Genomic DNA, 24252 nt, shown 5'->3' with positions numbered 1-24252 from the left:
GTACCATCCACGTTCCCGTCTTTTGTTATCGCACGTGCCATCTTCAGCATTGCGGCAGCCACTCTGAGAACCATGAGGAAAATGAATTACCATCTGCTGTCCGGCTCCCTGTCTTCTCCTCGCGCTACGGACGCCGTTCGAGCCTCTGTCTTGCCTGCAGCGGTGGTGCGATGATGCAGGGCACCTTGCCATCGTCACGGGTGCAGGCGAACCGTCCGGTGTCCGTCAAGCCGCATTCCTTCCTGGACGATCTCTACGGGATTGCCGTGGGCGTGCTGTTTGTCGTCATGGGCGTCCTGCTGCTGCAGGCTGCCGGGCTGATCACGGGCGGCGTGGCGGGTATTTCGCTGCTGCTTTCCTACACCACCGGCTATGCGGTCGGCCTGCTGTTCATGCTTATTAACCTGCCGTTCTTCCTGTTCGGCTATCTGTTCATGGGTGCGCGCTTCACCATCAAGTCGCTCGCGGTCAGCGTGCTCATCATGACGATGCTCAAGCTCGTGCCCTATGGCCTGGTCATCGGACACGTGAACCCGATGCTGGCAGCCCTGGGTGGCGGAACTTTCTGCGGCATGGGCATCCTGGCTCTCGCGCGCCATGGCGCCGGCGTGGGCGGCACTGGTATTGTCACGCTCTGGCTGCAGAAGAAATACGCCATCAATGCCGGCCGCACCCAGGTGCTGATCGATGCCGTCATCCTGCTGGCAGCGCTGGCGATCGTCACGCCGGAATTGGTAGGCTGGTCGTGCCTTAGCGCAATCGCCATGAGCAGCATGGTCATGGCCTGGCATCGCCCGGGCCGCTACTTCGGCAACTGAGCCGCTTTTTGCTCGTGGCGCTTCGTCCGCGGGGCTGCGATGCCCGAACCCGAGTGGCCTGTTGTAAGCATGCCGAAAATGGCTAGTTCGGCAACAATTGATGCCTGTGTGTATTTATTTCAAGGCAGGAAGTTAGTTACAATGTGCGACAATTAAACTCTTCAAGTTAATTTTTCGTCCATGAACAGCTTCTTCGGCAAACTGCGGCTGTCCAGCCTGATGACCCTGGCGGTATGCGCGACCGTGGCCCTGACCGTCGCCTTGCAGCTGACGCTGGTCAATCACTTCGCCGTGCGCCAGTCGTCCGAGGAAGCCGAGCTGCGCCTGCAGCAGCTGTCCTGGCAGATGCGCGACTCGCTCAACCGCGTGATAGAGCAAGCCACCGGCGACGCCAGGCTGCTGACCCAGCTGCCGCAGGTGCGGCACGCCAAGAATCCCGAAGAAGCGCGCGCCGTGCTGGAAAGCCTGCAGGGCACCTTTCCCGACTACGCCTGGATCGGCATTGCCGACATCGACGGCGCCGTCACGGCCGCCACCGGCAGCATGCTGGAAGGCGCCAATGTGGGCAAGCGGCCCTGGTTCGTGGCCGGCATCCAGGGCGTGCACGCCACCGATTACCATCCCGCCGTCCTGCTCGAAAAAATCCTGCCCAGGACGCCAGATCCGTGGCGCTTCGTGGACGTGTCCGGCCCCATCCTCGACGGCAAGGGCAAGACGGTGGGCGTGCTGGGCATGCACCTGAGCTGGGACTGGGCGCGCCGCCATGCACGCACGCTTCTCACGCCGGCGCTGCGCGAATACGGGGCTGAGATCCTGGTCATCCGCGACGACGGCACCGTCATGCTCGGCCCACAGTCGCTGGTCGAGCACAAGCTCAATACCACCAGCCTGCGCCTGGCGCAGAAGGGCATGACCGGCTCGCTGCGCGAAGTCTGGCCGGACGGCCGCGCCTACCTGACCGGCTACAGCCAGACCGGCGACATGCTCGACCCGTCCTCGCTGCGCTGGACCGTGCTGGTGCGCCAGACCGAGGACAAGGCGCTGGAAAGCGCGGTCGACCTGAAGGCGCGCATGCTCGGATGGAGCGCGCTGCTGGGCCTCGTGCTGGCCTGCGCCGCAGTCGTGCTCGCGCGCCGCCTGACGCGCCCGATGGCGGTGTTGCGCGAAGCGATCGAGCGCGTGACCGCCGCCACCGATGCCGGCAAGGAGCAGCCGCCGATTCCGCAGATCGACGGCTTCCTGGAAGCGCAGATCTTGTCGAGCACCCTGCGCGACCTGGTGCGCAGCGAAACCACCCACCGCGAAGCCCTGATTGCCCTGAACGGGCGGCTCGAGGCCGCGGTGGCCGAGCGCACCGCCGAGCTGCAGGCGCTGCTGCTGCGCGACGTGCTCACCGGCCTGCCGAACCGGCGCGCGCTGCTCGAGGCGCTGCCCGAGACCATGAGCCGCGCGCGGCGCGTGGAACGTCCGAGTGCGCTGCTGTTCCTCGACATGGACGGCTTCAAGGCCGTCAACGACAACCACGGCCACGAAGAGGGCGACGAGCTGCTGCGCCAGTTCGGCGGGCGCCTGCTGCAGGGCGTGCGCAAGACCGACATGGTGGCGCGCCCGGCCGGCGATGAATTCGTCGTGGTGCTGGAGATGCTGACCGACGCTGCGCACGGCGAGGACACCGCGCGCAAGCTGCTGGCGCGACTGAAGGAACCCTTCGTGCTGCGCACCGCCACCGTGACGGTGGGCGCCAGCATCGGCGTGGCGCTGCACGCGCCGCAAGACAAGCCGGACCTCGATGCCTGGCTGGCGCGCGCCGACCATGCGATGTATGCGGTCAAGCGCACCGGCAAGAACGGGGTCGCGCTGGCGGCATCGGCGTAGGATCGCGTCTTGCCCGCCGGGCGGCCCGGCTGCTACCATCGGCGCACCTCCATTCGACTGGCGCCGCATGTCCGAGATCACCCAACTCATCACCACGCTCAAGCGCGAGCTCAAACAGCAGGGCAAAACCTACCGCGACGTCGGCGCGGCGCTCGGCCTGTCGGAACCGAGCGTCAAGCGGCTGTTCGCCACAGAACAGTTCACGCTCGAGCGCCTGGTCGAGATCTGCAGCCTTCTGGGTCTGACACTGGCCGAGCTGGCGCAGGAAGCAGGGCAGGTGCAGCAGCGGCTGCGCACCCTCACGGCCGCCCAGGAGCGCGAGCTGGTCTCGGATGCGCGCCTGCTGCTGGTGGCGGTGTGCGCGCTGAACCACTGGACGATGGCCGAGATGCTGCAGGCCTACCGGCTCACCGAGGCCGAGTGCGTGCAGCAGCTGCTGCGCCTGGACCGGCTGGCCTTGATCACCCTGTTGCCGGGCAACCGCATCCGTCTGAACGTGGCGCGCGATTTCGACTGGCTGGTGGATGGGCCGATCCGCCGCTATTTCCGCGAGCAGGGCATGCCGGATTTCATCGGCAGCACGTTCGGCGGGGAAGGCGATGCGCTGGACTTCGCGCACGGGATGCTGACGGAAAGCGCCCGGGCCAAGCTGCAGCTGGAGTTGCGGCAGTTACGCGCGCGCTTCGCGCAGCTGCACGACGAGAGCCTGGCTGCGCCCTTGCCGCAGCGGCGCGGGACCGGGCTGCTGCTGGCGCTGCGCGAGTGGGAGCCGGCGGTGTTTGCGGGGTTGAGGAGGTGAGGGTTTTGCGTGGCTGCGTGTGGGGCAAACTCCAACGCGTGCAAATTGGGTTCCCGCCTTCGCGGTAACCCAAGTTCGCTGCGCCCCCTCGAACCCGCAGAGCGCAGCGACCCGCCTCACTTCACCGCCGCATCAACCACATACTCCCACGCCCCCAGCGAACGCTTCGACCCGCCCCCCGGCAGGCTGTACTGCTGCTGCGCCCCGGTCAAATTGACCGTCACCCGCACCCGATTGCCATCCTTCTCGCGCCGGAAGGCGAACACCTTGTCGTTGCCGGTATCGAGCACCTCGGCCGGCCCGCCATACTGCCCGTTCCACAGCGCGCGGTTGTCGTGCTTGAGCTTGAGCAGGCCCGCATAGAAGGGCGCCAGCGGATAGCCCTTCCATTCGATCGGGTCCTTCTCGAAGAATTCGATGCGCTTGTCCAGGCCCGCTTCCTGGCCGCCGTAAATCAGGGGCATGCCCGGCAGCGTGGCCGCCAGCACCGCCATCGCCTTGAAGGCCGGGCCGTAATGCTCCTTGTCGCTGCCGTGCCAGGAGTTCTCGTCGTGATTGCTGGTAAAGCGCATGCGGTAAGCGTGGTCCGGATAGGCTACCGGCGGCTTTTCCAGCAGCGCGCGCAGGGCTTTGGCATCGGCCTTGCCCTTGGCGATGTCCTTGAAGATGGTCACCGTATCCCAGCCATAGGTCATGTCGAAGGCCTTGGTGTGCAGCTCGGGCTGCCAGGCTTCCGCCAGCATGAAGACCGGCTTGATTCTCTCCAGTTCCACGCGGGTCTGTTCCCAGAACGCGGTCGGCACCTTGGCCGCGACGTCGCAGCGGAAGCCGTCGATGCCGGCCTCGCGCACCCAGAAGGCCATCGCGTCGCTCATGCCTTTCCACAGGCCCGGCTGCTTCCAGTCCAGGCCCGTGACGTCGGTCCAGTATTCCGGCTCCGCCCCTTCCGTGTAGGTCACCGGGAAGATCTCGCCCTTCGCATCCTTCAGGTACCAGTCCTTGTGCTGGACGGTCCAGGGATTGTCGAACGCGGTGTGGTTGGCGACCCAGTCGATGATCACGCGCATGCCCAGGCCCTGGGCCTGCTTCACGAGGCGCTTGAAGTCGTCCATCGTGCCGAATTCGGGATTGACGGCGGTGTAGTCGCGTACTGCGTAATAGCTGCCGAGCGTGCCCTTGCGGTTCTTCACGCCGATCGGCTGCACCGGCATCAGCCACAGAACGTCGACACCCATCTTGCGCAGGCGCGGCAGGTGGGCGGCGAAAGCGTTGAAGCTACCTTCCTTGGTGTATTGGCGGATATTGACTTCGTAGATGTTCGCGTTCCTCGACCAGGCGGCATGCGTCATCGAGGCGCTCTTGGCGGGTTGCTGGGCCAGCGAGGGCAGGGGCGCCAGCGTGGCGCACAGCGCCAGGGCGGACAGGGAAAGGGAAATTGTCTTCATCGGTCTCCTCGAATTTTGTGAAAGCCTCTTGTGCCCGCTCATTCTACGGTGTAGAACAAGGCATGGCTGGGAAAGTTCTGCTCAGCCATGCACGCTGCACCGGTTTTACCTGCCTGGTGCTGTTTTATGTGCGGTATTAGACAGATCAGTTCGTCGAAGAAGCGGATAACTGAGCTTCAGAGAGGGAATGACGCCATGAAGATGTCCATCGTCGCATGCGCCGTACTCGGAGCGAGTGCGGCATGCGCCTCGGCCCAGAATGTTGCCGCGCTTGACGCGAGCGCTAGTGCCGGGGTCGCCAGAGAAGCTGATTGCAGCACAGGGTGTGCGCCGCCTGCTGGAGCCAGCAGCAAGACCGTGCCTGCCCAGGCCGTGAGAAATATTCCGAGCGAGGCGCCGGCCATCTTCATGCGGGAAACGGCGCAGGAAGCCGAAACCCGGCGCGCAAACGGAGCCTCGATCCTGACGGTCGGGCGCCAGTACACGCTCGACTACGAGGCACTGAACGACGTCGGCGACCCCTTTCACGGCGGCCTGGCCGGCAGCGCCACCGGTGCCGCGGGCGCCCGCCGCACCGACGACAGCGTCAAGTACGAAGGCAGATACAGCAATTTCATGGCCGGTTCGTCCTGGGGCAAGGGCGACATCGACGGCTCGCCTTCCGGACGCGCCTGGGGCATGACGGTCGGCTTCAACGCCGGCCCGTTCACGATCCGCGCGGCGCACCAGAACCGCAACGTGGCCAAGATCACCCGCTACGACCAGACCGGCATCAGCATGGCGGCCAAGAATTCCATCATCGCCGCCAACCTGCGGCTCGGCCGGGGCACGGCCTACGCCGCCTACAGCGCCAACCGCGGCTGGGGCAGCTCGCCGCTGTTCAATCCCGACAATCCCTACGGCGCCGGCGTGATCTCCACGACCCTGTCGACCAATAGCCGCGACGTGCTGGCGGGCGTCGCCGTGCCGCTCGGCCACGCCACCACGCTGCTGGCTTCCTTCATCCGCAAGAACGACCGCGACCCGGCCAACCGCGACGCGCGCCAGCTGGCCATTGGCGCCACCTATGCGGTCTCGCGCCGGATGGATTTCTACGCGGCCTACTCGCACATCCGGCATACCGCCGGCCTGCAGGACGCCGGCATCCGCGCGGGCGGCGGCGGGGCGATCAACGTCGGGATGCGGCGCGGTTTCTGAGCCGTGCGCCTGACGCGTTCACCAGCCGTGCGCGGCGACGCAATGTTGCAAAAAACGGTAGCCTGACACCATGGCTCATTAACGTTCTGGAGGCAGCATGACAGGCAGCAGCACACTTGATCCGGACAACTTCCCGGAAGGCCCGGACCGCAGTCTCGGCAAGGGCCATGGCATCGGCGCCCTGGGCCCGAGCGATATTTCCGATACCGGCAGCGACGTCGTAGGCGGCCCCGGCTTTGCCGATGCGCTCGACCCCGACCAGATCCTCGACTTCGACGGCGGCACCACGTCCGACATGGAAGCGAGCCACGCCGACGGCACCGCCGGCCCTGACGTTGGCGATGCCAATTTCTCGAGCGACAGCGACATGGGCGGCACCGGCGAACGTGCCTCGGCCGGCCGCGATACGGTGTCCAGGGATGGTGCCGATATCGACACCGACCAGATCATCTCCATCCCCGACCTGCCGCTGACCGAGGAAGACACCGACTTCCTGGCGAGCCAGCCGCCCGGACAGGGTGAAGGCCGCAAATAGGATCCGTCGAACTGTTGCCGGTGGATCTGTCGGTTTGAACGCGTGGGTAGGCAAAACAGTCCGGTGGACTGTTTTACGCCTACCCTACGGGCTAATGTGATGCGACGTTTGCGATCCTGTCTAGGTCCTTACTTCCCGGGCGCGTAAATCTGGTCAAACAGCCCGCCATCCGCGAAGTGGGCCTTCTGCGCCTGCGTCCAGCCACCAAGTTCGGTGATCGGGAACAGCTTGATGTTCGGGAATTGCGACGCGTACTTCCTGGCGAAGCGCTCGACCACCGGGCGGTAGTAGTTCTTGGCAACGATCTCCTGTCCCTCGTCGCTGTACAGGAACTCGAGGTAAGCCTGCGCCACCGGACGGGTGCCGCGCTTGTCCACGGTCTTGTCGACCACGGCCACCGGCGGCTCGGCCAGGATGCTGATCGAAGGCGCCACGATCTCGAACTTGCCCGGACCCAGTTCGCGCAGGGCGAGCAGGGCTTCGTTTTCCCAGGCCAGCAACACGTCGCCGATGCCGCGCTCCACAAACGTGGTGGTGGCGCCGCGGGCGCCCGAATCGAGCACCGGCACGTTCTTGTACAGTTTGCCCAGGAAATCCTTGGCGGTGGCGGGCGAGCCGCCCGGCCTGCGCAGGGCATAACCGTAGGCCGCGAGGTGGTTCCAGCGGGCGCCGCCGGAAGTCTTCGGGTTCGGCGTGATGACGGCGACGCCCGGCTTGACCAGGTCGGCCCAGTCGCGGATGCCCTTCGGGTTGCCCTTGCGGACCAGGAACACGATGGTCGAGGTGTAGGGCGCGCTGCGGTGCGCCAGGCGCTGTTGCCAGTTTTGCGCGATCAGACCTTTTTCGCTGATGGCGTCGATGTCGTAGGCCAGCGCCAGGGTGACCACGTCGGCCGGCAGGCCGTCGATCACGGCGCGCGCCTGCTTGCCCGAGCCGCCGTGAGATTGCTTGACCGTGACGCTGTCGCCGGTCCTGGCTTTCCAGTGGCGGGCAAAAGCGGCGTCGACATCCTGGTAGAGCTCACGGGTCGGGTCGTAGGACACGTTGAGCAGGGTGACGTCCGCGGCAAAGGCTGGGTGTGCAGCAAGCAACGGTGCCAGCAGCGCAGTTGCGGCCAGCGAGTGCAGGAAAGTTTTGCGGAGCATGTCGTTCTTTCAGAGGGCAGTTTGGAACCTGTAGACTACGGCTCAGTTCCCCCTGAAGGAACGAATTTATTCGCTTAACAATACTCGTTTTTTGAATCTTGCCGCTTAGTGCGCCTTCGACAGGATCAGCAACCACCGGCGGAACAGAAGGATTTCCACATGGCCAGCTTCGATGCCGGTATCGCATTCAATGACCGGGTTCACCGCATAGAAGCGCTTGCGGAAGTCGCGGGTGATCAGGAGTTCACGCTGGCCAATGCGCAGCATAAAAGGGACAGGGGCATATTCCAGGCCGAAGGAGCTGTTCAGAGTGGTCATGTTGCGTTTTCCTTTTATTAAATTCGTTGGAGTAACTAAAGAATAGCACAGCTACTGTATGAATCCACAGTTACTGTTCGGATGTACAGTAAAAATTTATTTCTGTAGTTTTTTCGCAAACTGGCTCTATATCGAGGCTTATGCCGACCAAACTCCGCCTCCGACTTCAACGCTTCGCCGCCGACCGCTTCTCGCCCGAAGGCGAATACGGCCTGCACCTGACCCTCGGCATCGCGATGCTGGTCATCGCCACTGCCGTTTTCGCCCAGCTTGCCGGCGCCGTCGTCGCCGGCGCGCCCATCACCCAGTTAGATGCGGAAGTGGCCAACTGGCTGCACGCACATGCCCGCGCCAATGGCGGCCCGCGCCAGTTCCTGATGGCGGTGACGCACGTGCACAGCACGCCGGGCATCCTGGTGCTGGCGCTCATTGCCGGCATCTGGCTGGTCCGGCGCGGCCATCGTTACTGGGTGATTGCGCTGGCCAGTGCCGTCCCGGGCGGGCTGGTGCTGAACGTGGTGCTGAAGCACACCTTCGAGCGCGCGCGCCCCCATTTCGCCGAGCCCCTGCTGGAACTGAGTACCTACAGCTTCCCCAGCGGGCATACGATGGCGGCCACCGTGCTGTACGGCTTCATCGCCTGCTACGCATCGCGCCACGCGCGCAGCTGGGCGGGCAGGGTGCTGCCTTTCGTGCTGGCGCTGCTCATCGTGGCGACGGTCGCGTTCTCAAGGATGTATCTTGGAGTCCATTATCTGTCCGACGTGCTGGCCGCCGCCGCCGAGGGCTGCGGCTGGCTGGCGATCTGCGTCGCCTGCGCCGCCACCTTCAACCGGCGCTGCCGCGCGCGGGCACGGCGCGAAGGGGAGCCGGTCGAGCCCCAGGATATTTGAACCATTGAGGAAAACGGATGCGCACACTCGTACACCTGTCGGACCTGCATTTCGGACGCGTCGACCACACCCTGCTCGACCCCTTGCGCACGCTCATCGAGCGGATCGACCCGGACGTGCTGGTGGTCTCGGGCGACCTGACCCAGCGCGCCAAGGCCGAGCAGTTCGAGGAAGCGCGGGCCTACCTGGACACCTTGCCCGGGCCGCAGATCATCGTGCCGGGCAACCATGACATTTCGCTGTACAACGTGTTCCGCCGCTTCGTCAAACCCCTCGCGCGCTACAAGCGCTACATCACCGACGACCTCGACCCGGTGTATATCGACGATGAGATTGCGGTGGTGGGCGTGAATACGGCGCGCTCGCTGACCATCAAGGATGGCCGGGTGAGCCGCGAGCAGCTGGCCGTGATCCGGCAGCAGCTGGCCGGGGTGGCGGCCTCGGTCACGCGCATCGTGGTGGGGCACCACCCCTTCGATCTTCCCGACCACTTCGCGGATCAGGACCTGGTGGACCGGGCGCCGCGGGCGATGAAGGCGTTTGCGGAAAGCGGCGTGGACATCCTGATGGGCGGACACATGCACGCCAGCCACGCGGGCAGCACGGCAGAGCGCTACCAGATCAGCGAGTATGCGGCGCTGGTGATCCAGGCCGGCACGGCAACTTCGACCCGCGGGCGTGGGGAGGTGAATTCATTCAACGTGGTACGGGTGGAATCGGAGAAGGTGGAGATCGACCGCTACGGGTGGGATTCGGTGCACGGTCATTTCGAGCTGGTGGATACCGACAAATTCCTGCGCAGCGGGAATGTGTGGACGGCGCATAACGATGGATTGATGGCGGCGGGGTTGTAGCGCGCCGGCGGGCAAACGCAGGTTTCGACGTGCATGCGTTGGTTGACCGCGTGGGCGTCATTCCGGACATTGCCCGAAATTACCCGCCCACGCTACGAGTCCCGGACTAGATCCAGTACTCGGCCAGGCGCCCCATCCACTCGCGCAAGCGGTCCTTCCACGGCCGGTGCTTCCACTGCTCCAGCGTGATCTCTTTCGAGTCGCGCAAATCCTCATTGAACGCACTCTCCATATCCTGCCCGAAGGCCGGGTCGAGCACCACCACGTTCAACTCATAGTTGTGGATGAAGCTGCGGCGGTCGATATTCGCCGAGCCGATGGTCGACCAGATGCCGTCGATCACCGCGGTCTTCGCATGCAGCACCGCCACCTGCAGCTGGAAGATCTTCACGCCGCCCGCCAGGAGCTGGTCGTAGAAGGCCTGGCCGGCGTACTTGATCAGGTCGTGGTCCGACACGCCCGGCAGCACCAGCTTGACGTCCACGCCGCGTTTCGCCGCCGCGATAAGGGCGTCGACGATCTGCTGGTCCGGCACGAAATAGGCCGAGGTGATGTGGATCGATTTTTTCGCCTCGTTCATCGCGATCATCAGGGACTTGTAGATTTCCGAATCGCGGTCCGGGGTCGTGGCCAGCACGCGCAGCATCTTGTCGCCGATCGGGGCCAGGCGCGGGAAGTAGTCGACCTGGGGCAGCTCGCCCCCATCCTGGCGCACCCAGTTGTCGATGAAGGCCCACTGCAGCGTGGCCACGGCCGGGCCCTCGATGCGGATATGGGTGTCGCGCCAGCCTACCTTCTTGCTGTCGGCCGTGCTGGCCTTCTTCTTCGAACGGAACAGCGAGCTGTTGGCATAGGTCTCGCTGATGTTGATGCCGCCGGTGAAGCCGACCTTGCCGTCGACGATCATGATCTTGCGGTGGTCGCGGTTGTTCAGCTGCCAGTTGCCGGGACGCTTGGTGGGATCGACCGGGTTGAAGATCAGGACATTGATGCCGGCCGCGCGCAGGCGCTCGAAGAACTCCTTCGGCGTGGCCAGGGTGCCGACGCCGTCGGCCATGATGTTGACCACCACGCCCTGGCGCTGCTTCTCGATCAGGACCTCGGCGAATTCGAGGCCGACCGGGTCCTGGTCGAAGATATAGGTTTCCAGGTTGATCGAGCTTTTCGCCTCGCGCGCCGCATTCATCATGTCGCGCATGGTGGCCGGGCCGTCGAACAGCAAGGTCACCTTGTTGCCGGGGATGAGCGGGGCGCCGGTGGCCTGTTCCTCGAGCACGGCGAGCTGCTTGAGGTCGGCCGTCGCGTTCGACCAGCGCTTGGACAGCAGCTGCGAAGCCTGCTTGGCGTCGAGCATGCCGCGCTGGGTCGCCAGCGTGGGCGTGCGCTTGATGGGCGCGTCCGGCAGGGATTCGGCATCGGGCAGCGACTTGCACGAAGCAAGGGCGCAGACGAAGGCGAGGAAGGCAAGCATTCTGGCCGGGCGTAGGTTGTTCATTTCGTGTCCCTCACGATGAGTTCGCTGCGTTGTTCGATACTTTGAGGAAGGTCTTTTGGACCGAGGAAAAAGTCGAGCGGTGCGGCCAGCAGGCGCCGCCCCAGGGCCTGCACCAGCAGGATGCCGCGCTTGAAGCGGATCTTGCGGGCGCGCATGGCCACCCACAGCGCCAGCCCGAAGCTGACGATCAGGTTGACGGTGCCGATCAGCGCCACCCCGGCCGCCGCATTGAGCATGGCGTCGACCGGCAGCTGGTACTCCAGGCCGACCAGGGCGGTGGCGAAATTGGCCGTCGAGAAGGTCACGTGGCGGATGTCGAGCGGCAGGCCCAGCAGGTAGCCGATGGTGCCGGTCATGCCGAGCATGAAGCCGAAGAAGAAATTACCCATCAGGCCGCCGAGGTTGTCCTCGACATAGTCGGCGAAGCGCCCCAGGCGCGCCTCGCCGAGCAGGCGGCGCAGCCGGCGCAGCTGGCGCACGCGCTGGCCGATGCGGGTATAGAGCGCCTTGTTGTCGTAGTAGCCCGAGATCAGGCCGGCCACGAACAGCCAGATGCCGGCGATGGCCGCGTAGAACAGCGCCGGGCCATGGAGGGGATCGATGTCCGCCAGCAGGTGATGGGCCTTGGCCGGGTCGACCATGTGCTGGCCGCTGATGGCCTTGTAGCCTACCGCGATGGCCCAGGCCACCGGGAAGGCCAGCGCCACGTTCCCGAGCACGGCCACGATCTGGGTACGGAACACCTTGTTGACCAGGATGGCGAGGCTGTCGACGTCGATCCCGCGCCCGTTCTCGGCATTGTGCAGCGAGGCGGCGATGTGCTGGGCCGTCATGGCCGGCTGCTTGGTCGCCACCGTGAAGTGCAGCACGTAGATCAGGATGAAGCCCAGCGAATAATTCATGCTGAACAGGAAGGCCTCGACCAGCGGCGCGGTGCGCAGGTAGCCCAGCATGATCTTGAACATCGCCATGAAGCCGACGATGAAGCCGGCGCCGGCGGCAGCCGTAAACATGTGGCGCAGGTCGCGCCGGGTTTCGGCGATGTAGTGCTCGCCGGTGCGGCTGGCGTTTTCGGTGACGTTGCGCGCCAGCAGGTCGACATTCGCGCGCATCAGGCCGCGCACCTGGTACTTGGTGTTGTGGGCTTCGATCAGTTCTTCGGCCAGCGCAATCGCCGCCAGGCGCCGGTCGCTGGCCACTGCGCCGTCGGCCGTAGCGACCGTGCTGGCCACTGCGTCCAGGTCCACGGTCGGGGCGGAGGGCAGCGCGCCGCTGACGTCCACCAGGTAGAGCAGCTTGTGCAGGCGGTCGATGCTCTGCTGTAGTGCTACCAGCAGGTAGGTCAGCGCCACGCTGGTGCCGCTGCTTTGCGCGCCGCGCCGGATCTTGAGCACCACGTCTTCGCACTGGTCCAGCATGACCAAAAGGTGGCGCGCCGGCTCGGGCTCGCTGCATTTGCCGTCGAGGAAGCGCCCGTATTCGTCGAGGTAGTGGTTGACCTCGATGTTCTGCATCAGGAAGGGCGAGTCGAAGTCTTCGATCTCGCTGTAGCTGTGCACCAGGCGCGGCTCCAGGCCCAGGGCGCAGACGCGGCAGGACAGGGTGCGGATCGCGTCTAAAATGCCCACCACGGTGACGTGGCGCGCGCGGTCGGGCGTTGCGTCCAGCGGGGGCGGGGCGTCGGCGATGACGTCGAACAGTTCCATCCAGTCGGCGTTGGGCACCGCGCGGATCCACTCGTAGTCGTTCTCCGCGTACAGGACCTGGTTGAGCGCGTCCGACAGGTAGAGGTCGTTGAGCGCCGGCGGCAGGAAGCGGTAGGTGATGCGGCGTTTGAGTTCGGTGACGAAGCCGTCGTTGGACAGGATACCGATGTCGCTGTACAGGCTTGTATGGCGGCGCTTCTCGAGCAGCACCGTGATGTAGTGGCGCAGCGACCAGGCCTGTTCCGGATTACCCTTGAGCAGCTGGGTCAGCGTACGCACGGCCTGGGCAGGATCGTCCGGTGTTTGCCACACCCAGCGGTGACGCGGGCGCAGGCAATCGACCAGGTCGACCAGCAGGTCAATACGTTCGCTGTCGGGATCGATCCGTTCGAGAATGTCGAGCATAGGCAATGTTGGCCGAGAAAGCCCTAGTGTACGCGACTCATCAATGAAACTTTGTACGCCACCGAACAATGGATTGGCCTCTCGGTTACACTGGTGCGCTGTGCAATACGCGAACTTTTGGGGAACCCATGTACCTGACTTACTTCAACGGCAACTGGAACGAGGGTAACGTTCCGCTCTATGGCGCGATGGACCACAGCCTTTGGCTTGGCTCGTCGGTATTCGACGGCGCCCGTGCCATGGCCGGCAAGCTGCCGGACCTGCGCCCGCACCTGGAACGCGTCATCACGTCCGCTGAAAAGCTTGGCCTGCGCTGCCCCCTGAGTGCCGACGAGATGGAAGCGCTGGTGCGCGAAGGCGTGGCCAAATTCCCGCTTGATGCCGAACTGTATATCCGCCCGCTGGTGTTCGGCACCGACGGTTTCCTGATTCCCGTCCCCGAGGCCAGCCAGTTCGCCTTGACGCTGTTCGATGCGCCGCTGCCGCCGTTTGCCGGCTTCTCCGCCTGCCTGTCGACCCTGCTGCGCCCGCAGCCGACCATGGCCCCGACCGACGCCAAGGCCTCGGCCCTGTACGCCAACTCGACCCGCGCCATGCGCGAAGCCAAGGCGCGCGGCTTCGACCAGGCGATCGTGCTCGATGCCGATGGCAATGTGGCGGAATTCGCGTCGTCCAACCTGTTCATCGTGGCGGCAGATGGCGCGGTGGTGACGCCGAAGCTCAATGGCAGCTTCCTGGCCGGGATCACGCGGTCGCGTGTGATTGCGCTGCTGGCGCAAGAGGGCGTGACGGTGGAAGAGCGCATCGTGAAGCCGGAAGAACTCTTGACGGCGCGCGAAATTTTCAGCACCGGGAATTACGGCAAGGTGACGCCGTGCACGCGGTTCGAAGAACATACGATGGACGCGGGGCCGGTGGCGCGCCGTGCGCGGGAATTGTACCTGGCGTTCACCAAAGCGAGTTAATCGCAGCGTTGCCGGGCTCCGTAGGGGGGTTTATCGGCTGGTGTCGACGACGGTCGAGAACGACTGCACGCCGCCTTCGGCGATCTGCGACAGGGCCGGGGCGCGGAAGCCTTCGGCGCAGGACGAACGGAAGGTCAGCTTGTCGCTGACGATGAACTTGGCGCCAACCTTCGGCACGAAGCTCGATTCAGTCGGGTACTTGTCGTAGCGGCAGGCGACCAAAGGCCAGGCCGATGTCGCCGCCGGCCAGGCTGCCGATGATTCAGTTCGAACTGCACTGGGCTGGCGTCACCAGGTCCTACGGCAAATTGCCTGCCTCGATGAAGCACCTCCGGGAAAGGCTGGTCAGCCTCCTGAAAGACGAACGGCCCGGTCGCAAATGCGACCGGGCCGTCAAGGCAACGCCACAGCGCTATGCCGTCCGAAAGGTCAAGAAACTAGCTTGACTGAACGGCATTACCGGCAAGGCCGGCCTTTGATGCAGACGGGCGGGAACGGTGTGCTTAACCCTGGCCGCGCTCCGCAACATAGATCTCGACACGGCGGTTGCGCGCGCGGTTCGACGCATCGCTGTTCGAGGCGATCGGCTCGCGCTCGCCGCGGCCTTCGATCGTGATGCGGTTCGGGTTCACGCCGCGGTTGGACAGGTAGTCGCGGGTGCGCGCCGCGCGGTCGACCGACAGCGGCTGGTTGATGTCCGGGGTGCCGGTGCTGTCGGTGTGGCCGATGATGGTAACAAGGGTGGCCGGGTTTTCCTGCAGCGTGGAGGCGAAGCGGTCGAGCACAGGCTGGAAGTTGGACTTGATGTCCGAGCGGCCGGTGTCGAACGAGACGTCGCTCGGGATCTCGAGCTTCAGGCGGTTGTCGGAGGTCTGGCTGACCTGGACGCCGGTGCCGCGGGTGGCCTGTTCCATGGCCTGCTTCTGCTGCTCCATGCGCTTGGACCAGACGTTGCCGGCGACCGCGCCAAGGGCGCCGCCGATCACGGCGCCGCGAGTGGCACGGCCGCCGCCGCCGCCGCTGGTAGTGGCGCCCAGGATGGCGCCCAGGCCTGCGCCGATGCCGGCGCCCTGTGCGGTGCCGCGCTGGGTGGGGCTCATGTCGGCGCAACCGGTGGCGGTCATGAGGACGATGGTGGCGGCAATCGCCGATTTGGTGAGTTTGGTATGCATGATGTTCTCCTTACGAAACAAGCAAAAATCCGTTTCGGAATCGCACCCGCCAGGGCGCGACTGCGAAACGGATCGGATAGTACGAAATTGTGGCAAGGGCTATATGCCCCGTCCGCTGATCAGGCGCACCAGGATCATGATCACGGCGACGACCAGCAGGATGTGGATGAAGCCGCCGATGGTGTACGAGGTCACCAGGCCGAGCAGCCACAGGACGATCAGAATGACAGCGATTGTGTAAAGCATGATTGTGTCCTCACTCGAATTACGCGCTTTGGCGCCGTGATTCCAGTATGGCGAGGCTTACTGATGGCCTCTGTTCGATGGCGAACGCACTACAAATTTAGGAGAAACTAATAGTTCCCCGATGACCGCGTTGCATCGTCTCGCCGTACTGGCGTACTGTCTCGACGCTGCCTTGCCCCCGGGGTTTGATCAGGGGCTCTAGGCGCAGCGCTTGTCCTTGTTCAAGCCCGGAATCCAGCCCATGAAGCCGAGCAGGCCGGTGAAGCCGATCAGGCAGGTGACGCATCCTCCCGCTACCAGGAAAACGACATCGTGCGGCTGCAGCGAGCCCGACGGTATGTCACTTGGAGGGGGTGCCGACAGCAGCCCGAAACCTGCCACGACCATGCCCCAGATAATGATGCCGATCCACGCCATGCTGTTCATGATGCGTTCCCCTTTGAATGGTTATTGTCTGCACCGTACGCATTGTTCGCGTGTTTCCATTGTCGGGTTAGCTCAGCAATAGTTCCGTGCGATGGCGCACATTGCATTTCAGAAAATTATTCAAAAGTAATAAAGGCCGGGCTCCTTGCGGAAACCCGGCCTTATTTCTCTGACGCGACCTGGATCAGGCAACCGAGCGCAGGCGGCCCTTGACGATCTTGACGCGGTCGCCGCTGCGCCATGCCGGCGGGTTGCTCTGGTTGAAGGTGCGCACCTTGCCGTCATCCAGGCGCACCCGGATCTCGTAGCTGGTGGTGGCCTTCATGTTGCCTTCGACCTGGTTGCCGACGACAGCGCCGCCGATGGCGCCGGCCGCGGTGGCAATGGTGCGGCCCGAACCGCTGCCGACCTGGTTGCCCAGCAGGCCGCCCAGCACGGCGCCGCCCGCCGCGCCCAAGCCGCTGCCTTGTGCGCGGTGCTTGATGGCGCGGACCGATTCCACGTTGCCGCAGTTCGAGCACCAGTTGCGGCCGTTGTCGGCGGCTGCCACCTGGACGGCTTGCTTCGCCGGCCTGCTGGCCGGCTCGTCATACACGCGCACCGGGGCCGGGGCGGGCGCAGCTGCCAGTGCCTGGGCTGCAGGGTAGGCCGGCGCCGGCGCATAGGCCTGCGGCTGGTAGTTCGATGGGGCAGGCTGGGCCTGCACATAGCCCTGTGCCAGCTGCTGGCTTGGCGCGGCCACGACCAGGCCAGGCGCCGGCTGGGCGCCCTGCGGCAGGGTCGAGGCCAGGGCCAGGCGGTCGGCGTCGCTCAGCTGGCGCTCGGAGGTGCCGCCGATCGAGGACGGGATCCAGCCAAGGATCGCCGCCGTGCCGACCAGACAGAACAGCAGCACCGCAAGCGCGGCCAGGATCATCATGGGGTGGAGGCGGCCCCGTGCGTGAGGGTTGGGGGAGGTGTTCATGTGCGTCCTTTCGGGTTCATCTTGTGTGGGCCCGGAGTGCAAGCGCCGGGCGGCCTGTTCATTGCTCGATTGTCCTCAGGAACAACAGGGGGTTCCGTGCGTCACCGTACATACTCGCGCGCAGGGGCACGGTTACGCTGACTAAAATTGTTTGCAAATGTATCCAACACACCGATCAACGGTTTGCACATGCAGTCCCACTCCGAGGATCCAATGAATTTTGCCGTACCGCCGCAGATCGTCGAGCACAACAGCAACCTGCTGCTGGCTGCGCTGCCGCCGCAGGAACTGGCGCAAGTACTGCCGCTGCTCGACCCCGTGAAGGTTGAAGTCGGCGAAGTGCTGTGCGAAGCGGGTGACCCGCTGCACTATATCTATTTTCCCCACGACTGCCTGATTTCCCTGATGGGCGTGGCCGAGGGCCGCATGACGCTCGAAGTCGGCCTGGTCGGACGCGAAGGCATGGTCGGCGCCACCGTCGCGCTGGGGCACGACACCACGCAGGTACGCGCCGTCGTGCAGCGTGCCGGCAGTGCCAGCCGCATGGACAGCGTGCGATTTCGCACCGAAGTCGCGCGCAACGCTGCGCTGCAGCGGGTGCTGTACCGCTATACCGACACCCAGCTGGCGCAGGCGATCCAGATCGCCGTGTGCAGCCGCTTCCACGTGCTGGAAGCGCGGCTGGCGCGCTCCTTGCTCATCACGCGCGACCGGCTGCAGTCGGACAAGTTCCACCTCACGCATGAATTCCTGGCGCACGCGCTGGGAGTGCGGCGGGTTGGCGTGACCAAGGCGGCCAGCGCCTTGCAGCAGCAGGGGTTGATCATCTATAGCCGGGGGAATATCGAGATCCTCGATCCGGAGGGGCTGGCAGCGGCCTCGTGTACCTGCTACGCGATCGTGAAGGAGGCGGGCGCGCAGCCTGCGTTGAGTTTCATGTAGGGTGGGCAAGTTCCTTGCCTATGCGGTCAGCCGGATGAGGTATCGCGACGCATGCGTTTGAAAAAGCGCATGCGTTTTTATCACGCAAGCCCACCGGGACGCATGCGTGATTTGGACGCTTGCCTACCCTACGGATTGCGGCAGTTCTCCAGACAACAATGCGAATCTGCGAAAACAAGAAAGCCCGGCTAGCCGGGCTTTCTCGTGTCGCTCTTGGGTACTGCTTAGTTGGTCTTGTTGACCTGGTTGCCGATCACGCCGCCGACAGCTGCGCCGCCAACGGTGCCCACTGGGCTGCCACCGGTCAGCACGCCGCCGACCACCGCGCCGGCGCCGGCGCCGATGGCGGTGTTCTTGTCCTGCTGCGACATGCCGGCGCAGCCGGTCAGGCCCAGGGCCACGGTCGCCAGCGATGCGGTAACGATCAGTTGTTTGATGGTTTTCATAGTAATCTCCTAAATGGTGGGTTATTTCAAGCGCAGGTCATTCCTGACCGATTTCACGCCTTTAACGGTCCGGGCAACCGATGCCGCGGCCGCCACGCTATCCGCCGAGCTTACGAAGCCACTCAGCTGTACTACGCCCTGCTCGGTCTCGACACCGATCTCGGTCACCGTCAGTGCCGGATCGCGCACGATGGCGGCCTTGACACCTGCGGTGATGGTGGCGTCGTCGACGGTTTGTGCCGCCGGTCCAACGCTGCCTGACATCGCACACCCTGCGACCTGGCCCAGGGCCAGCATGGCCAGCAGGGCGGTGATGCTTCCAAGTCGCTTCATGCTGCCAGGGTGTTTGTCGAGTCCATGTATGCAGGATATTGTTTTCAGTCGAGCTGGTCTGTTCGACAAGTAACAGTCCAGCAAACTTTTCTCGCCCTCAATAAAACCATCCATCGAGGGCGAGAAGCGCGTCAGCGGCGCTGCACCTTGCCCGGTGGCGGGGCCTGTGGCTTTTCGCGGGCCACGGCCAGCAGGCGGGCGCAGTCGGTGCTCTCGCCCGGACCCGTATTGATGAGGGGGATGATTGCGGCGATCGGCGCGGCCACCGCGGCCAGCAGGGCGGCGCCGCCGGCCTTCATGGCCAGCACGCCCTTGTCGATCGACACGTCGGGGTTGCTGAAGGGGCCGCGCACATACAACGGCGAGCGCAGCGAGAATATGCGTACGGCCTTGGTCTTCGGGTCGATGCGCAGGTCCATCTGCTCGTCGGCCAGGTTGATCGCGCCGGTCACCGTGATCAGGGCTTCCTGGGTATCGACGACGAAGGTGCGGGTGCGCGCAATGCCGTTGACTACCGCGAAATCGGTGGCCATGCAGTTGAGCTGTACCTGCTTGTCGCCGAACAGCTTGGTGATCACGATGTTGGCCACGTTCAGGCCCATCATCTCGAGCAGCATCTTGCTCACTTGCCCCTTGCTGATCAGGGTCTTGAGTTCACCGTTGGAGCCGGCCAGCAGGCTCGCCACCGAATTGCCCTGCGCCGTCAGGTTGGCTTCGCCGTCGATATTGCCGACTGTGGCCTTCATCTGCTCGATCTTGGGGAACAGCTTGGCGATCTCGATGTTGCGCGCCGCCACCTTGGCCTGGGCCTTGATTGCCTTCGGACCTTCGCGCCCGCGGCCGTCGAGCCGGATGTTCGAGCGCACCGTGCCGCCGGCCATGGCGAATTCCAGCGGCGCAAGGGTCAGCACCGCGTTCTCCATTTTCAGGTGGGTCGACAGCTTGCTGATCGGGAAGGCGGTATCGCGGATGATGCGCTCGGCCGCATAGCGCACGTCGGCATCGAGCTTGTTCCAGCGCTCGGTCTTGAATTCCTCGACCGGCAGCACCTTGCCGCTGGGCTGCACCACGTTGGCATTGCGCTCTTTCTTGGCGGCGTTGGAATCGGCGCCGATCAGCGGCGCCAGGTCGGTGAACACCAGTTGCTTCGAGCGCACGTTGCCCGAGAGCTTGGGCCGCGGTGACCCGGTGGCGTATTCGAGGCGCCCGCCGATGTCGCTCGAGCCGACCTTGCCCTTGAAACCATCGTAGACCCAGCGGCTGCGGTCCTCGCCGAGCGTACCGGTCAGCCGGCCCGAGGTCGAAAACGGCCCGGTGGTCGGGAGCACGACGCCGGTGAAGTTGTAGAGCTGGTCCATGCTCGCGCCGGCCAGTTCCAGTTTCAGGTCGATCGCCGCCAGCTTCGACGGGCGCGTGACCGTGCCTTCGAGTGCGATGCGGGTGCGGCCGGAGCGCATCTCGGCCTGCACCGGAAAAGGCGTGCTCTGCTGCTTGAGCGAGAGCACCGCCCCGGCCTTGCCGCCGCCCACCACCTTGGCGCCGTTATAGGTGCCGTCGAGCGTCCAGCCGACCCCGTAGCGCTTGTCCTTGTCGAGCGTGCGCACCAGCGCCGTGACGTCCGACTTCGTCACCGCATCCTTGATGTGCACCACACCCTCGGTCAGCACCACGCGCTCGAGGTCGAGGTTCCAGCGCGATTTCTCCTCGTTGCGCTTGAAGGTCCAGTTATTGCGCTCGCGATCGGTGCGCAGCAGGTCCACGCGCGGGCCGTCGAAGCGCAGCAGCGGGATGCCGATGGTGCGGTGGAGCAGGCCGAAGGGATTGAGCGAGAACGAGAACTGGCGCACGCTGGCCATGTCCTGCGTCGGCAGGCCGGCCGGATTGCCGACGTGGACATCGTTGGCGATCAAATGTGGCCAGGGGATGTGGTCGCGCCAGGTGCGCTCTTCGGGCAGCATGGTCTTGGCGGGCCGCTCCCATTCCACGTTCAGGTTGCCGCGGATGGCGAAGGGGCGGTCGATGGCGTCGCTCACCTTGGCGTTGATCCATGGGCGCGCGCGGTTCCAGTCGAAGGTCAGGATGATGACGATGGCGATGATGGGGAGCGCCACCAGGATGCCGAGGATGCTCAGCAGGAGTTTCTTGTTCGACTTGCGGCGCGCCGGAGGCCGGCCCTGCGCCGCCGGCGTGTGGGTCTCGGCCATGGCGGTCCTTCCATTATGTCGTAGTGGTTCAATCCAGCTTAGCGCAAAGCCCCTCGCGGGCAATGTGCGCTGCCTAACGCTCTACCATTGAGCAGGCACGCATGGCATGGACAATGTGCGGCAGCGAACCGAAGGCCGACGATAACAGGTTTATAACGTTATCAAGGACATTGTCTCAACCATAGAACTTCAATCCGCATGCAGTACCCGACTCATCACAGGAGGAACGCGATGAAACAGCAACACCCGATGACCCCACTGGCAGCCGCCACCCTTGCCCTGCTGGTCCTGGCCGGCTGCGCCAGCCCGCAGAAGGCCCCGGCCACCGCCGACGTGGCCGTATCGCGCAATGCAGTCGAGAACGCCGTATCGGCGGGCGCTGCCGAGCTGGCGCCGGAAGAGATCAACCTGGCCCGCGACAAGATGATGCGCGCCAACCAGGCGCTCGCCGCCAAGGACTACAAGCTGGCGCGCGAACTGGCGATCCAGGCCCAGGCCGACGCCAAGCTGGCGCAGAGCAAGGCCAATTCGGCCAAGTCCAACGCCGCGGCCAATGCGCTGAACGAAGACCTGCGCGTGCTGCAGCAGGAAGTCGACCGCGCCAATTCGTCGCAGAAATAAGCCTCAAGGAAGTTGCCGCGGCGAGCTCGCGGCGGCGCGTAAGAAGAAGAAGTTCCATCCACCGATCGCCGCAACCCGCGGCGCCCAGGAAAAAAGGACAAGCACATGAAAACCCGTTCCACGATGTCGCTGCTGGCCGCCGCCGTGCTCGCCGCAGCCTGCGCTACCGCCCCGATGAGCACGCCAACCCTGGACCAGGCGCGCGCTGATTTCGTTGCCGCCAATAACAACCCATATGTGTCGCAATATGCGCCGCTCGAGTTCAAGCAGGCCACCGACGCGCTCGACCAGGCCAATGCCGCGGCCGCCCGCCGCGAAAGCCTGAGCGATGTCGACCGCCTGGCCTATGTGGCCAAGCAGCGCATCGCCACTGCCATGGAAGTGGCCAAGGGCAAGTCGGCGGAAGCGAACATCGCGGACGCCTCGCGCCAGCGCACCGAAATGCGCCTGGAAGCGCGCACTCTCGAAGCCGACCGCGCCAAGCGCGAAGCCGAAGCCGCCCAGGCGCAGGCCGCCCAGGCACAGATGCAGGCCCAGTCGGCCCAGCAACAGGCCCAGGCCGCTCAGCAGCAGGCCGCCGCGACGCAAGAGCAGAACGCCGCACTGCAGCAGCGCGCCGCCATGTTAGAGGCCATCCTGGTCGAGCTGCAGGCCGTCAAGACCGAGCGCGGCTATGTCGTGACCATCGGCGACGTGCTGTTCGCCACCAACCAGGCCAGCCTGACCCCGAACGGAATGTCGACCCTGCGCAAGCTCGCCGACGTCATGGCACAGAACCCGAATCGCACCGTGCTGGTCGAAGGGTTTACGGACAGCGTCGGCAGCTCCTCGTACAACCAGGAGCTGTCGCAGCGCCGTGCCGAGGCCGTGGCCTCTGCCCTGGGCGGAATGGGCGTGCCACGTGACCGCATCGCCATGAAGGCCTATGGCGAAGCGTTCCCGGTCGCCGCCAACGATACGGCCAGCAACCGCCAGCGCAACCGCCGTGTCGAGATCGTGCTGTCGAACGAAGGCGCGCAGATTCCGCCACGCGCGGGCGCACGCTGAAGCCGGCACATTGAAGAGATAAGGAAATATCATGGAAGACACGAAACACCTGGCGCATGGCTTCGACATCGCGGCGATCCGCCGCGCGGCGGCCAACCTCGATGACGGCGCCGTCACCGAGGGTTACCAGGCCGACCGCGAAGCCGTCATCGCCATGCTCAACGACGCGCTCGCGACCGAACTGCTGTGCGTGCTGCGCTACAAGCGCCACTACTACACGGTCAGCGGCCCGAACACCGGCCACATCAAGGCCGAATTCCTCGAGCACGCACAGCAGGAGCAGGACCATGCCGACCGTATCGCCGAACGCATCGTGCAGCTCAACGGCTCGCCGAATTTCAACCCGGCCACGCTCACCGCGCGCAGCCACGCGGAGTACGACGATTCGGAAGACGTGCAGGCCATGATCCGCGCCGACCTGATCGCCGAGCGCGTGGCGATCGAATCCTACCGCCAGATGATCCTCGCGATCGGCGACAAGGATCCGACCACCCGCGCCATGCTGGTCGACATCATGGCCGTTGAAGAAGAACATGCCGACGATATGTCCGACCTGCTGGCCTGACGCTGCGACACCCCGGCCCTGGGCCGGGGGACCTATTTCACTCATCAATCAATAACAACGGAGTTAACCATGTACGACACCACCCGCACCATCAAATCCCAAGCCCACGCCCAATCCTTCGACAGCAACCTGGGGGACGCCCAGTCGGACGTCAAGGCGCTGGTTCGCGACGCCCAGTCGATGCTGACCGCCGCCGCCTCGCTGACGGGGGTGAAGGCAGACGAGCTGCGCGAGCGCGGCATGGAAATGCTCGACCGCGCACTTGGCCGTGCCGGCCACTACCAGGGCCAGGCGATGGAAAAGGGCCGCGAGCTGGCCCACGAAGCCGATGTCTACGTCAAGGACAACCCATGGCGCACCATGGCGGTCGCAGCCGGCGTGGGCGTGCTGCTCGGCGTCCTGCTGAGCCGTAAGCAATAAGCGCCGCCGGGGACCGCCATGCAAAATGACGATACCGTCCTGCATAACCCCGGCCTCATGGGCGGGATCTCCAGCCTGATGAAGAGCTTGTTCGGCCTGGTCGTGTCGCGGGTCGAACTGGCATCGCTCGAGTTGGCCGATGTGCGCAACCACGTCATCGAACTGATTGCCATCTTCGGGGCGGCATTGCTCGCCATCTGGTTCGCCATCGCCTACGGCACCGCGACCATCGTCGCGCTGGCCTGGGACGAAATGGGCTGGAAGATCCTCCTGATCATGTTCCTTGTGTTCCTCGTCATTACCGGCGTGCTGGTGGCCAAGGGCCTGGCGCTGATCAAGCAGGGCAAGCTTGCTTTGCCGGCCACAATGAAAGAACTCAAGAACGACCGCGATATGCTGCGTTAAGCGGCGCCACG

Annotated in this window: 27 protein-coding genes; 14 read left to right on the top strand and 13 right to left on the bottom strand. The window is 64.7% G+C overall.

Going from position 1 to position 24252, the window contains the following annotated elements; genetic code table 11:
* Window positions 1–170: 170 nt before the first annotated feature.
* The 3 genes from AC56K1_RS13565 to AC56K1_RS13555 all read left to right on the top strand — a co-directional run bounded on the left by AC56K1_RS13565 (window position 171) and on the right by AC56K1_RS13555 (window position 3492).
* Complete coding sequence (locus AC56K1_RS13565; RefSeq protein ID WP_497158360.1) at window positions 171–818, top strand: YitT family protein; 648 nt, start codon at window positions 171–173, stop codon at window positions 816–818.
* Between the two features lie 180 nt (window positions 819–998).
* Window positions 999–2693, top strand: a complete 1695-nt coding sequence (locus tag AC56K1_RS13560) for a sensor domain-containing diguanylate cyclase (RefSeq protein WP_497158359.1) — start codon at window positions 999–1001, stop codon at window positions 2691–2693.
* Window positions 2694–2760: 67 nt separating this feature from the next.
* Window positions 2761–3492, top strand: a complete 732-nt coding sequence (locus AC56K1_RS13555) for a helix-turn-helix domain-containing protein (RefSeq protein WP_497158358.1) — start codon at window positions 2761–2763, stop codon at window positions 3490–3492.
* Window positions 3493–3608: 116 nt separating this feature from the next.
* Here AC56K1_RS13555 and AC56K1_RS13550 read toward each other — a convergent pair whose 3' ends face one another.
* Window positions 3609–4937, bottom strand: a complete 1329-nt coding sequence (locus AC56K1_RS13550) for an alpha-amylase family glycosyl hydrolase (RefSeq protein WP_497158357.1) — start codon at window positions 4935–4937, stop codon at window positions 3609–3611.
* Between the two features lie 372 nt (window positions 4938–5309).
* Between AC56K1_RS13550 and AC56K1_RS13545 the strand changes: the two genes are divergently transcribed.
* Window positions 5310–6134: a porin gene (locus tag AC56K1_RS13545; protein ID WP_497158356.1), complete on the top strand. Its 825-nt coding sequence runs from the start codon at window positions 5310–5312 to the stop codon at window positions 6132–6134.
* Window positions 6135–6231: 97 nt separating this feature from the next.
* Window positions 6232–6669 (top strand): hypothetical protein, encoded by a 438-nt coding sequence (locus AC56K1_RS13540; RefSeq protein ID WP_497158355.1) that lies wholly within the window; start codon window positions 6232–6234, stop codon window positions 6667–6669.
* Window positions 6670–6797: 128 nt separating this feature from the next.
* Here the strand turns inward: AC56K1_RS13540 and AC56K1_RS13535 are convergent, their stop codons facing one another.
* Window positions 6798–7814: a sulfate ABC transporter substrate-binding protein gene (locus AC56K1_RS13535; protein WP_497158354.1), complete on the bottom strand. Its 1017-nt coding sequence runs from the start codon at window positions 7812–7814 to the stop codon at window positions 6798–6800.
* 105 nt (window positions 7815–7919) lie between these two features.
* A complete protein-coding gene (locus AC56K1_RS13530; RefSeq protein ID WP_497127683.1) occupies window positions 7920–8132 on the bottom strand; it encodes a hypothetical protein in 213 nt (70 codons plus the stop codon).
* A 140-nt stretch (window positions 8133–8272) separates the two neighbouring features.
* Between AC56K1_RS13530 and AC56K1_RS13525 the strand changes: the two genes are divergently transcribed.
* Both AC56K1_RS13525 and AC56K1_RS13520 read left to right on the top strand, forming a co-directional pair.
* A complete protein-coding gene (locus AC56K1_RS13525; RefSeq protein WP_497158353.1) occupies window positions 8273–9025 on the top strand; it encodes a phosphatase PAP2 family protein in 753 nt (250 codons plus the stop codon).
* Window positions 9026–9042: 17 nt separating this feature from the next.
* A complete protein-coding gene (locus tag AC56K1_RS13520; RefSeq protein ID WP_497158352.1) occupies window positions 9043–9879 on the top strand; it encodes a metallophosphoesterase family protein in 837 nt (278 codons plus the stop codon).
* 106 nt (window positions 9880–9985) lie between these two features.
* Here the strand turns inward: AC56K1_RS13520 and cls are convergent, their stop codons facing one another.
* Window positions 9986–11374 (bottom strand): cardiolipin synthase, encoded by a 1389-nt coding sequence (cls, locus tag AC56K1_RS13515; RefSeq protein WP_497158351.1) that lies wholly within the window; start codon window positions 11372–11374, stop codon window positions 9986–9988.
* Window positions 11371–13485, bottom strand: coding sequence for a site-specific recombinase (locus AC56K1_RS13510; protein WP_497158350.1), 2115 nt, complete (start codon window positions 13483–13485; stop codon window positions 11371–11373). The genes cls and AC56K1_RS13510 overlap by 4 nt, the downstream gene beginning before the upstream one ends.
* Window positions 13486–13613: 128 nt before the next feature.
* On the opposite strand from AC56K1_RS13510, the gene AC56K1_RS13505 reads away from it, so the two are divergent.
* Window positions 13614–14450, top strand: coding sequence for a branched-chain amino acid aminotransferase (locus AC56K1_RS13505; protein ID WP_497158349.1), 837 nt, complete (start codon window positions 13614–13616; stop codon window positions 14448–14450).
* A gap of 30 nt (window positions 14451–14480) precedes the next feature.
* On the opposite strand, the gene AC56K1_RS13500 is transcribed toward AC56K1_RS13505, so the two are convergent.
* From AC56K1_RS13500 to AC56K1_RS13480, 5 genes are all read right to left on the bottom strand, one after another.
* Entirely contained in the window at window positions 14481–14672 is a 192-nt protein-coding gene (locus tag AC56K1_RS13500; protein ID WP_497158348.1) for a TonB-dependent receptor domain-containing protein, read from the bottom strand.
* A gap of 281 nt (window positions 14673–14953) precedes the next feature.
* Entirely contained in the window at window positions 14954–15622 is a 669-nt protein-coding gene (locus AC56K1_RS13495) for a YiaD family glycine zipper/OmpA-like lipoprotein (RefSeq protein WP_497158347.1), read from the bottom strand.
* A gap of 99 nt (window positions 15623–15721) precedes the next feature.
* The gene (locus AC56K1_RS13490; protein WP_020652694.1) at window positions 15722–15868 is read right to left on the bottom strand and encodes a lmo0937 family membrane protein; all 147 of its coding nucleotides are present in this window, start codon (window positions 15866–15868) and stop codon (window positions 15722–15724) included.
* 198 nt (window positions 15869–16066) lie between these two features.
* Window positions 16067–16294 carry a hypothetical protein gene (locus tag AC56K1_RS13485; protein WP_497158346.1) on the bottom strand — a complete coding sequence of 76 codons (228 nt, stop codon included), beginning with the start codon at window positions 16292–16294 and terminating at the stop codon, window positions 16067–16069.
* A gap of 184 nt (window positions 16295–16478) precedes the next feature.
* Entirely contained in the window at window positions 16479–17258 is a 780-nt protein-coding gene (locus AC56K1_RS13480) for a glycine zipper 2TM domain-containing protein (protein WP_497158345.1), read from the bottom strand.
* A gap of 213 nt (window positions 17259–17471) precedes the next feature.
* Between AC56K1_RS13480 and AC56K1_RS13475 the strand changes: the two genes are divergently transcribed.
* A complete protein-coding gene (locus tag AC56K1_RS13475; RefSeq protein ID WP_497158344.1) occupies window positions 17472–18200 on the top strand; it encodes a Crp/Fnr family transcriptional regulator in 729 nt (242 codons plus the stop codon).
* A 224-nt stretch (window positions 18201–18424) separates the two neighbouring features.
* Here the strand turns inward: AC56K1_RS13475 and AC56K1_RS13470 are convergent, their stop codons facing one another.
* From AC56K1_RS13470 to AC56K1_RS13460, 3 genes are all read right to left on the bottom strand, one after another.
* Window positions 18425–18646, bottom strand: a complete 222-nt coding sequence (locus tag AC56K1_RS13470) for a YMGG-like glycine zipper-containing protein (protein WP_171084329.1) — start codon at window positions 18644–18646, stop codon at window positions 18425–18427.
* Window positions 18647–18667: 21 nt separating this feature from the next.
* Window positions 18668–18979, bottom strand: coding sequence for a BON domain-containing protein (locus tag AC56K1_RS13465; protein ID WP_497158343.1), 312 nt, complete (start codon window positions 18977–18979; stop codon window positions 18668–18670).
* Between the two features lie 131 nt (window positions 18980–19110).
* The gene (locus tag AC56K1_RS13460) at window positions 19111–21183 is read right to left on the bottom strand and encodes an AsmA family protein (protein ID WP_497158342.1); all 2073 of its coding nucleotides are present in this window, start codon (window positions 21181–21183) and stop codon (window positions 19111–19113) included.
* A 231-nt stretch (window positions 21184–21414) separates the two neighbouring features.
* On the opposite strand from AC56K1_RS13460, the gene AC56K1_RS13455 reads away from it, so the two are divergent.
* From AC56K1_RS13455 to AC56K1_RS13435, 5 genes are all read left to right on the top strand, one after another.
* Window positions 21415–21804 (top strand): DUF4398 domain-containing protein, encoded by a 390-nt coding sequence (locus AC56K1_RS13455; protein WP_497158341.1) that lies wholly within the window; start codon window positions 21415–21417, stop codon window positions 21802–21804.
* Between the two features lie 105 nt (window positions 21805–21909).
* The gene (locus tag AC56K1_RS13450; RefSeq protein WP_497158340.1) at window positions 21910–22851 is read left to right on the top strand and encodes an OmpA family protein; all 942 of its coding nucleotides are present in this window, start codon (window positions 21910–21912) and stop codon (window positions 22849–22851) included.
* A gap of 31 nt (window positions 22852–22882) precedes the next feature.
* Window positions 22883–23416, top strand: a complete 534-nt coding sequence (locus tag AC56K1_RS13445) for a ferritin-like domain-containing protein (RefSeq protein ID WP_171084320.1) — start codon at window positions 22883–22885, stop codon at window positions 23414–23416.
* A 69-nt stretch (window positions 23417–23485) separates the two neighbouring features.
* Window positions 23486–23836 carry an ElaB/YgaM/YqjD family protein gene (locus AC56K1_RS13440; protein WP_497158339.1) on the top strand — a complete coding sequence of 117 codons (351 nt, stop codon included), beginning with the start codon at window positions 23486–23488 and terminating at the stop codon, window positions 23834–23836.
* Between the two features lie 18 nt (window positions 23837–23854).
* On the top strand, window positions 23855–24241 hold the full coding sequence (locus AC56K1_RS13435) for a phage holin family protein (RefSeq protein ID WP_497158338.1): 387 nt from the start codon (window positions 23855–23857) through the stop codon (window positions 24239–24241).
* The last annotated feature ends 11 nt before the right edge of the window (window positions 24242–24252 follow it).

This window comes from Telluria sp. ZB4P37 (genome assembly GCF_059685855.1).
This window is presented reverse-complemented; position numbering and strand designations above follow the sequence as displayed.

Bases quoted from the DNA above. Each gene is read 5' to 3' on its own strand.
- AC56K1_RS13465 (WP_497158343.1), bottom strand. From the start codon at position 18,979: ATGAAGCGACTTGGAAGCATCACCGCCCTGCTGGCCATGCTGGCCCTG.
- AC56K1_RS13435 (WP_497158338.1), top strand. From the start codon at position 23,855: ATGCAAAATGACGATACCGTCCTGCATAACCCCGGCCTCATGGGCGGG.
- AC56K1_RS13525 (WP_497158353.1), top strand. From the start codon at position 8,273: ATGCCGACCAAACTCCGCCTCCGACTTCAACGCTTCGCCGCCGACCGC.
- cls (WP_497158351.1), bottom strand. From the start codon at position 11,374: ATGAACAACCTACGCCCGGCCAGAATGCTTGCCTTCCTCGCCTTCGTC.
- AC56K1_RS13520 (WP_497158352.1), top strand. From the start codon at position 9,043: ATGCGCACACTCGTACACCTGTCGGACCTGCATTTCGGACGCGTCGAC.
- AC56K1_RS13490 (WP_020652694.1), bottom strand. From the start codon at position 15,868: ATGCTTTACACAATCGCTGTCATTCTGATCGTCCTGTGGCTGCTCGGC.
- AC56K1_RS13510 (WP_497158350.1), bottom strand. From the start codon at position 13,485: ATGCTCGACATTCTCGAACGGATCGATCCCGACAGCGAACGTATTGAC.
- AC56K1_RS13565 (WP_497158360.1), top strand. From the start codon at position 171: ATGATGCAGGGCACCTTGCCATCGTCACGGGTGCAGGCGAACCGTCCG.
- AC56K1_RS13445 (WP_171084320.1), top strand. From the start codon at position 22,883: ATGGAAGACACGAAACACCTGGCGCATGGCTTCGACATCGCGGCGATC.
- AC56K1_RS13460 (WP_497158342.1), bottom strand. From the start codon at position 21,183: ATGGCCGAGACCCACACGCCGGCGGCGCAGGGCCGGCCTCCGGCGCGC.
- AC56K1_RS13475 (WP_497158344.1), top strand. From the start codon at position 17,472: ATGAATTTTGCCGTACCGCCGCAGATCGTCGAGCACAACAGCAACCTG.
- AC56K1_RS13555 (WP_497158358.1), top strand. From the start codon at position 2,761: ATGTCCGAGATCACCCAACTCATCACCACGCTCAAGCGCGAGCTCAAA.
- AC56K1_RS13540 (WP_497158355.1), top strand. From the start codon at position 6,232: ATGACAGGCAGCAGCACACTTGATCCGGACAACTTCCCGGAAGGCCCG.
- AC56K1_RS13450 (WP_497158340.1), top strand. From the start codon at position 21,910: ATGAAAACCCGTTCCACGATGTCGCTGCTGGCCGCCGCCGTGCTCGCC.
- AC56K1_RS13470 (WP_171084329.1), bottom strand. From the start codon at position 18,646: ATGAAAACCATCAAACAACTGATCGTTACCGCATCGCTGGCGACCGTG.
- AC56K1_RS13480 (WP_497158345.1), bottom strand. From the start codon at position 17,258: ATGAACACCTCCCCCAACCCTCACGCACGGGGCCGCCTCCACCCCATG.
- AC56K1_RS13535 (WP_497158354.1), bottom strand. From the start codon at position 7,814: ATGCTCCGCAAAACTTTCCTGCACTCGCTGGCCGCAACTGCGCTGCTG.
- AC56K1_RS13455 (WP_497158341.1), top strand. From the start codon at position 21,415: ATGAAACAGCAACACCCGATGACCCCACTGGCAGCCGCCACCCTTGCC.
- AC56K1_RS13530 (WP_497127683.1), bottom strand. From the start codon at position 8,132: ATGACCACTCTGAACAGCTCCTTCGGCCTGGAATATGCCCCTGTCCCT.
- AC56K1_RS13440 (WP_497158339.1), top strand. From the start codon at position 23,486: ATGTACGACACCACCCGCACCATCAAATCCCAAGCCCACGCCCAATCC.
- AC56K1_RS13560 (WP_497158359.1), top strand. From the start codon at position 999: ATGAACAGCTTCTTCGGCAAACTGCGGCTGTCCAGCCTGATGACCCTG.
- AC56K1_RS13550 (WP_497158357.1), bottom strand. From the start codon at position 4,937: ATGAAGACAATTTCCCTTTCCCTGTCCGCCCTGGCGCTGTGCGCCACG.
- AC56K1_RS13495 (WP_497158347.1), bottom strand. From the start codon at position 15,622: ATGCATACCAAACTCACCAAATCGGCGATTGCCGCCACCATCGTCCTC.
- AC56K1_RS13485 (WP_497158346.1), bottom strand. From the start codon at position 16,294: ATGAACAGCATGGCGTGGATCGGCATCATTATCTGGGGCATGGTCGTG.
- AC56K1_RS13505 (WP_497158349.1), top strand. From the start codon at position 13,614: ATGTACCTGACTTACTTCAACGGCAACTGGAACGAGGGTAACGTTCCG.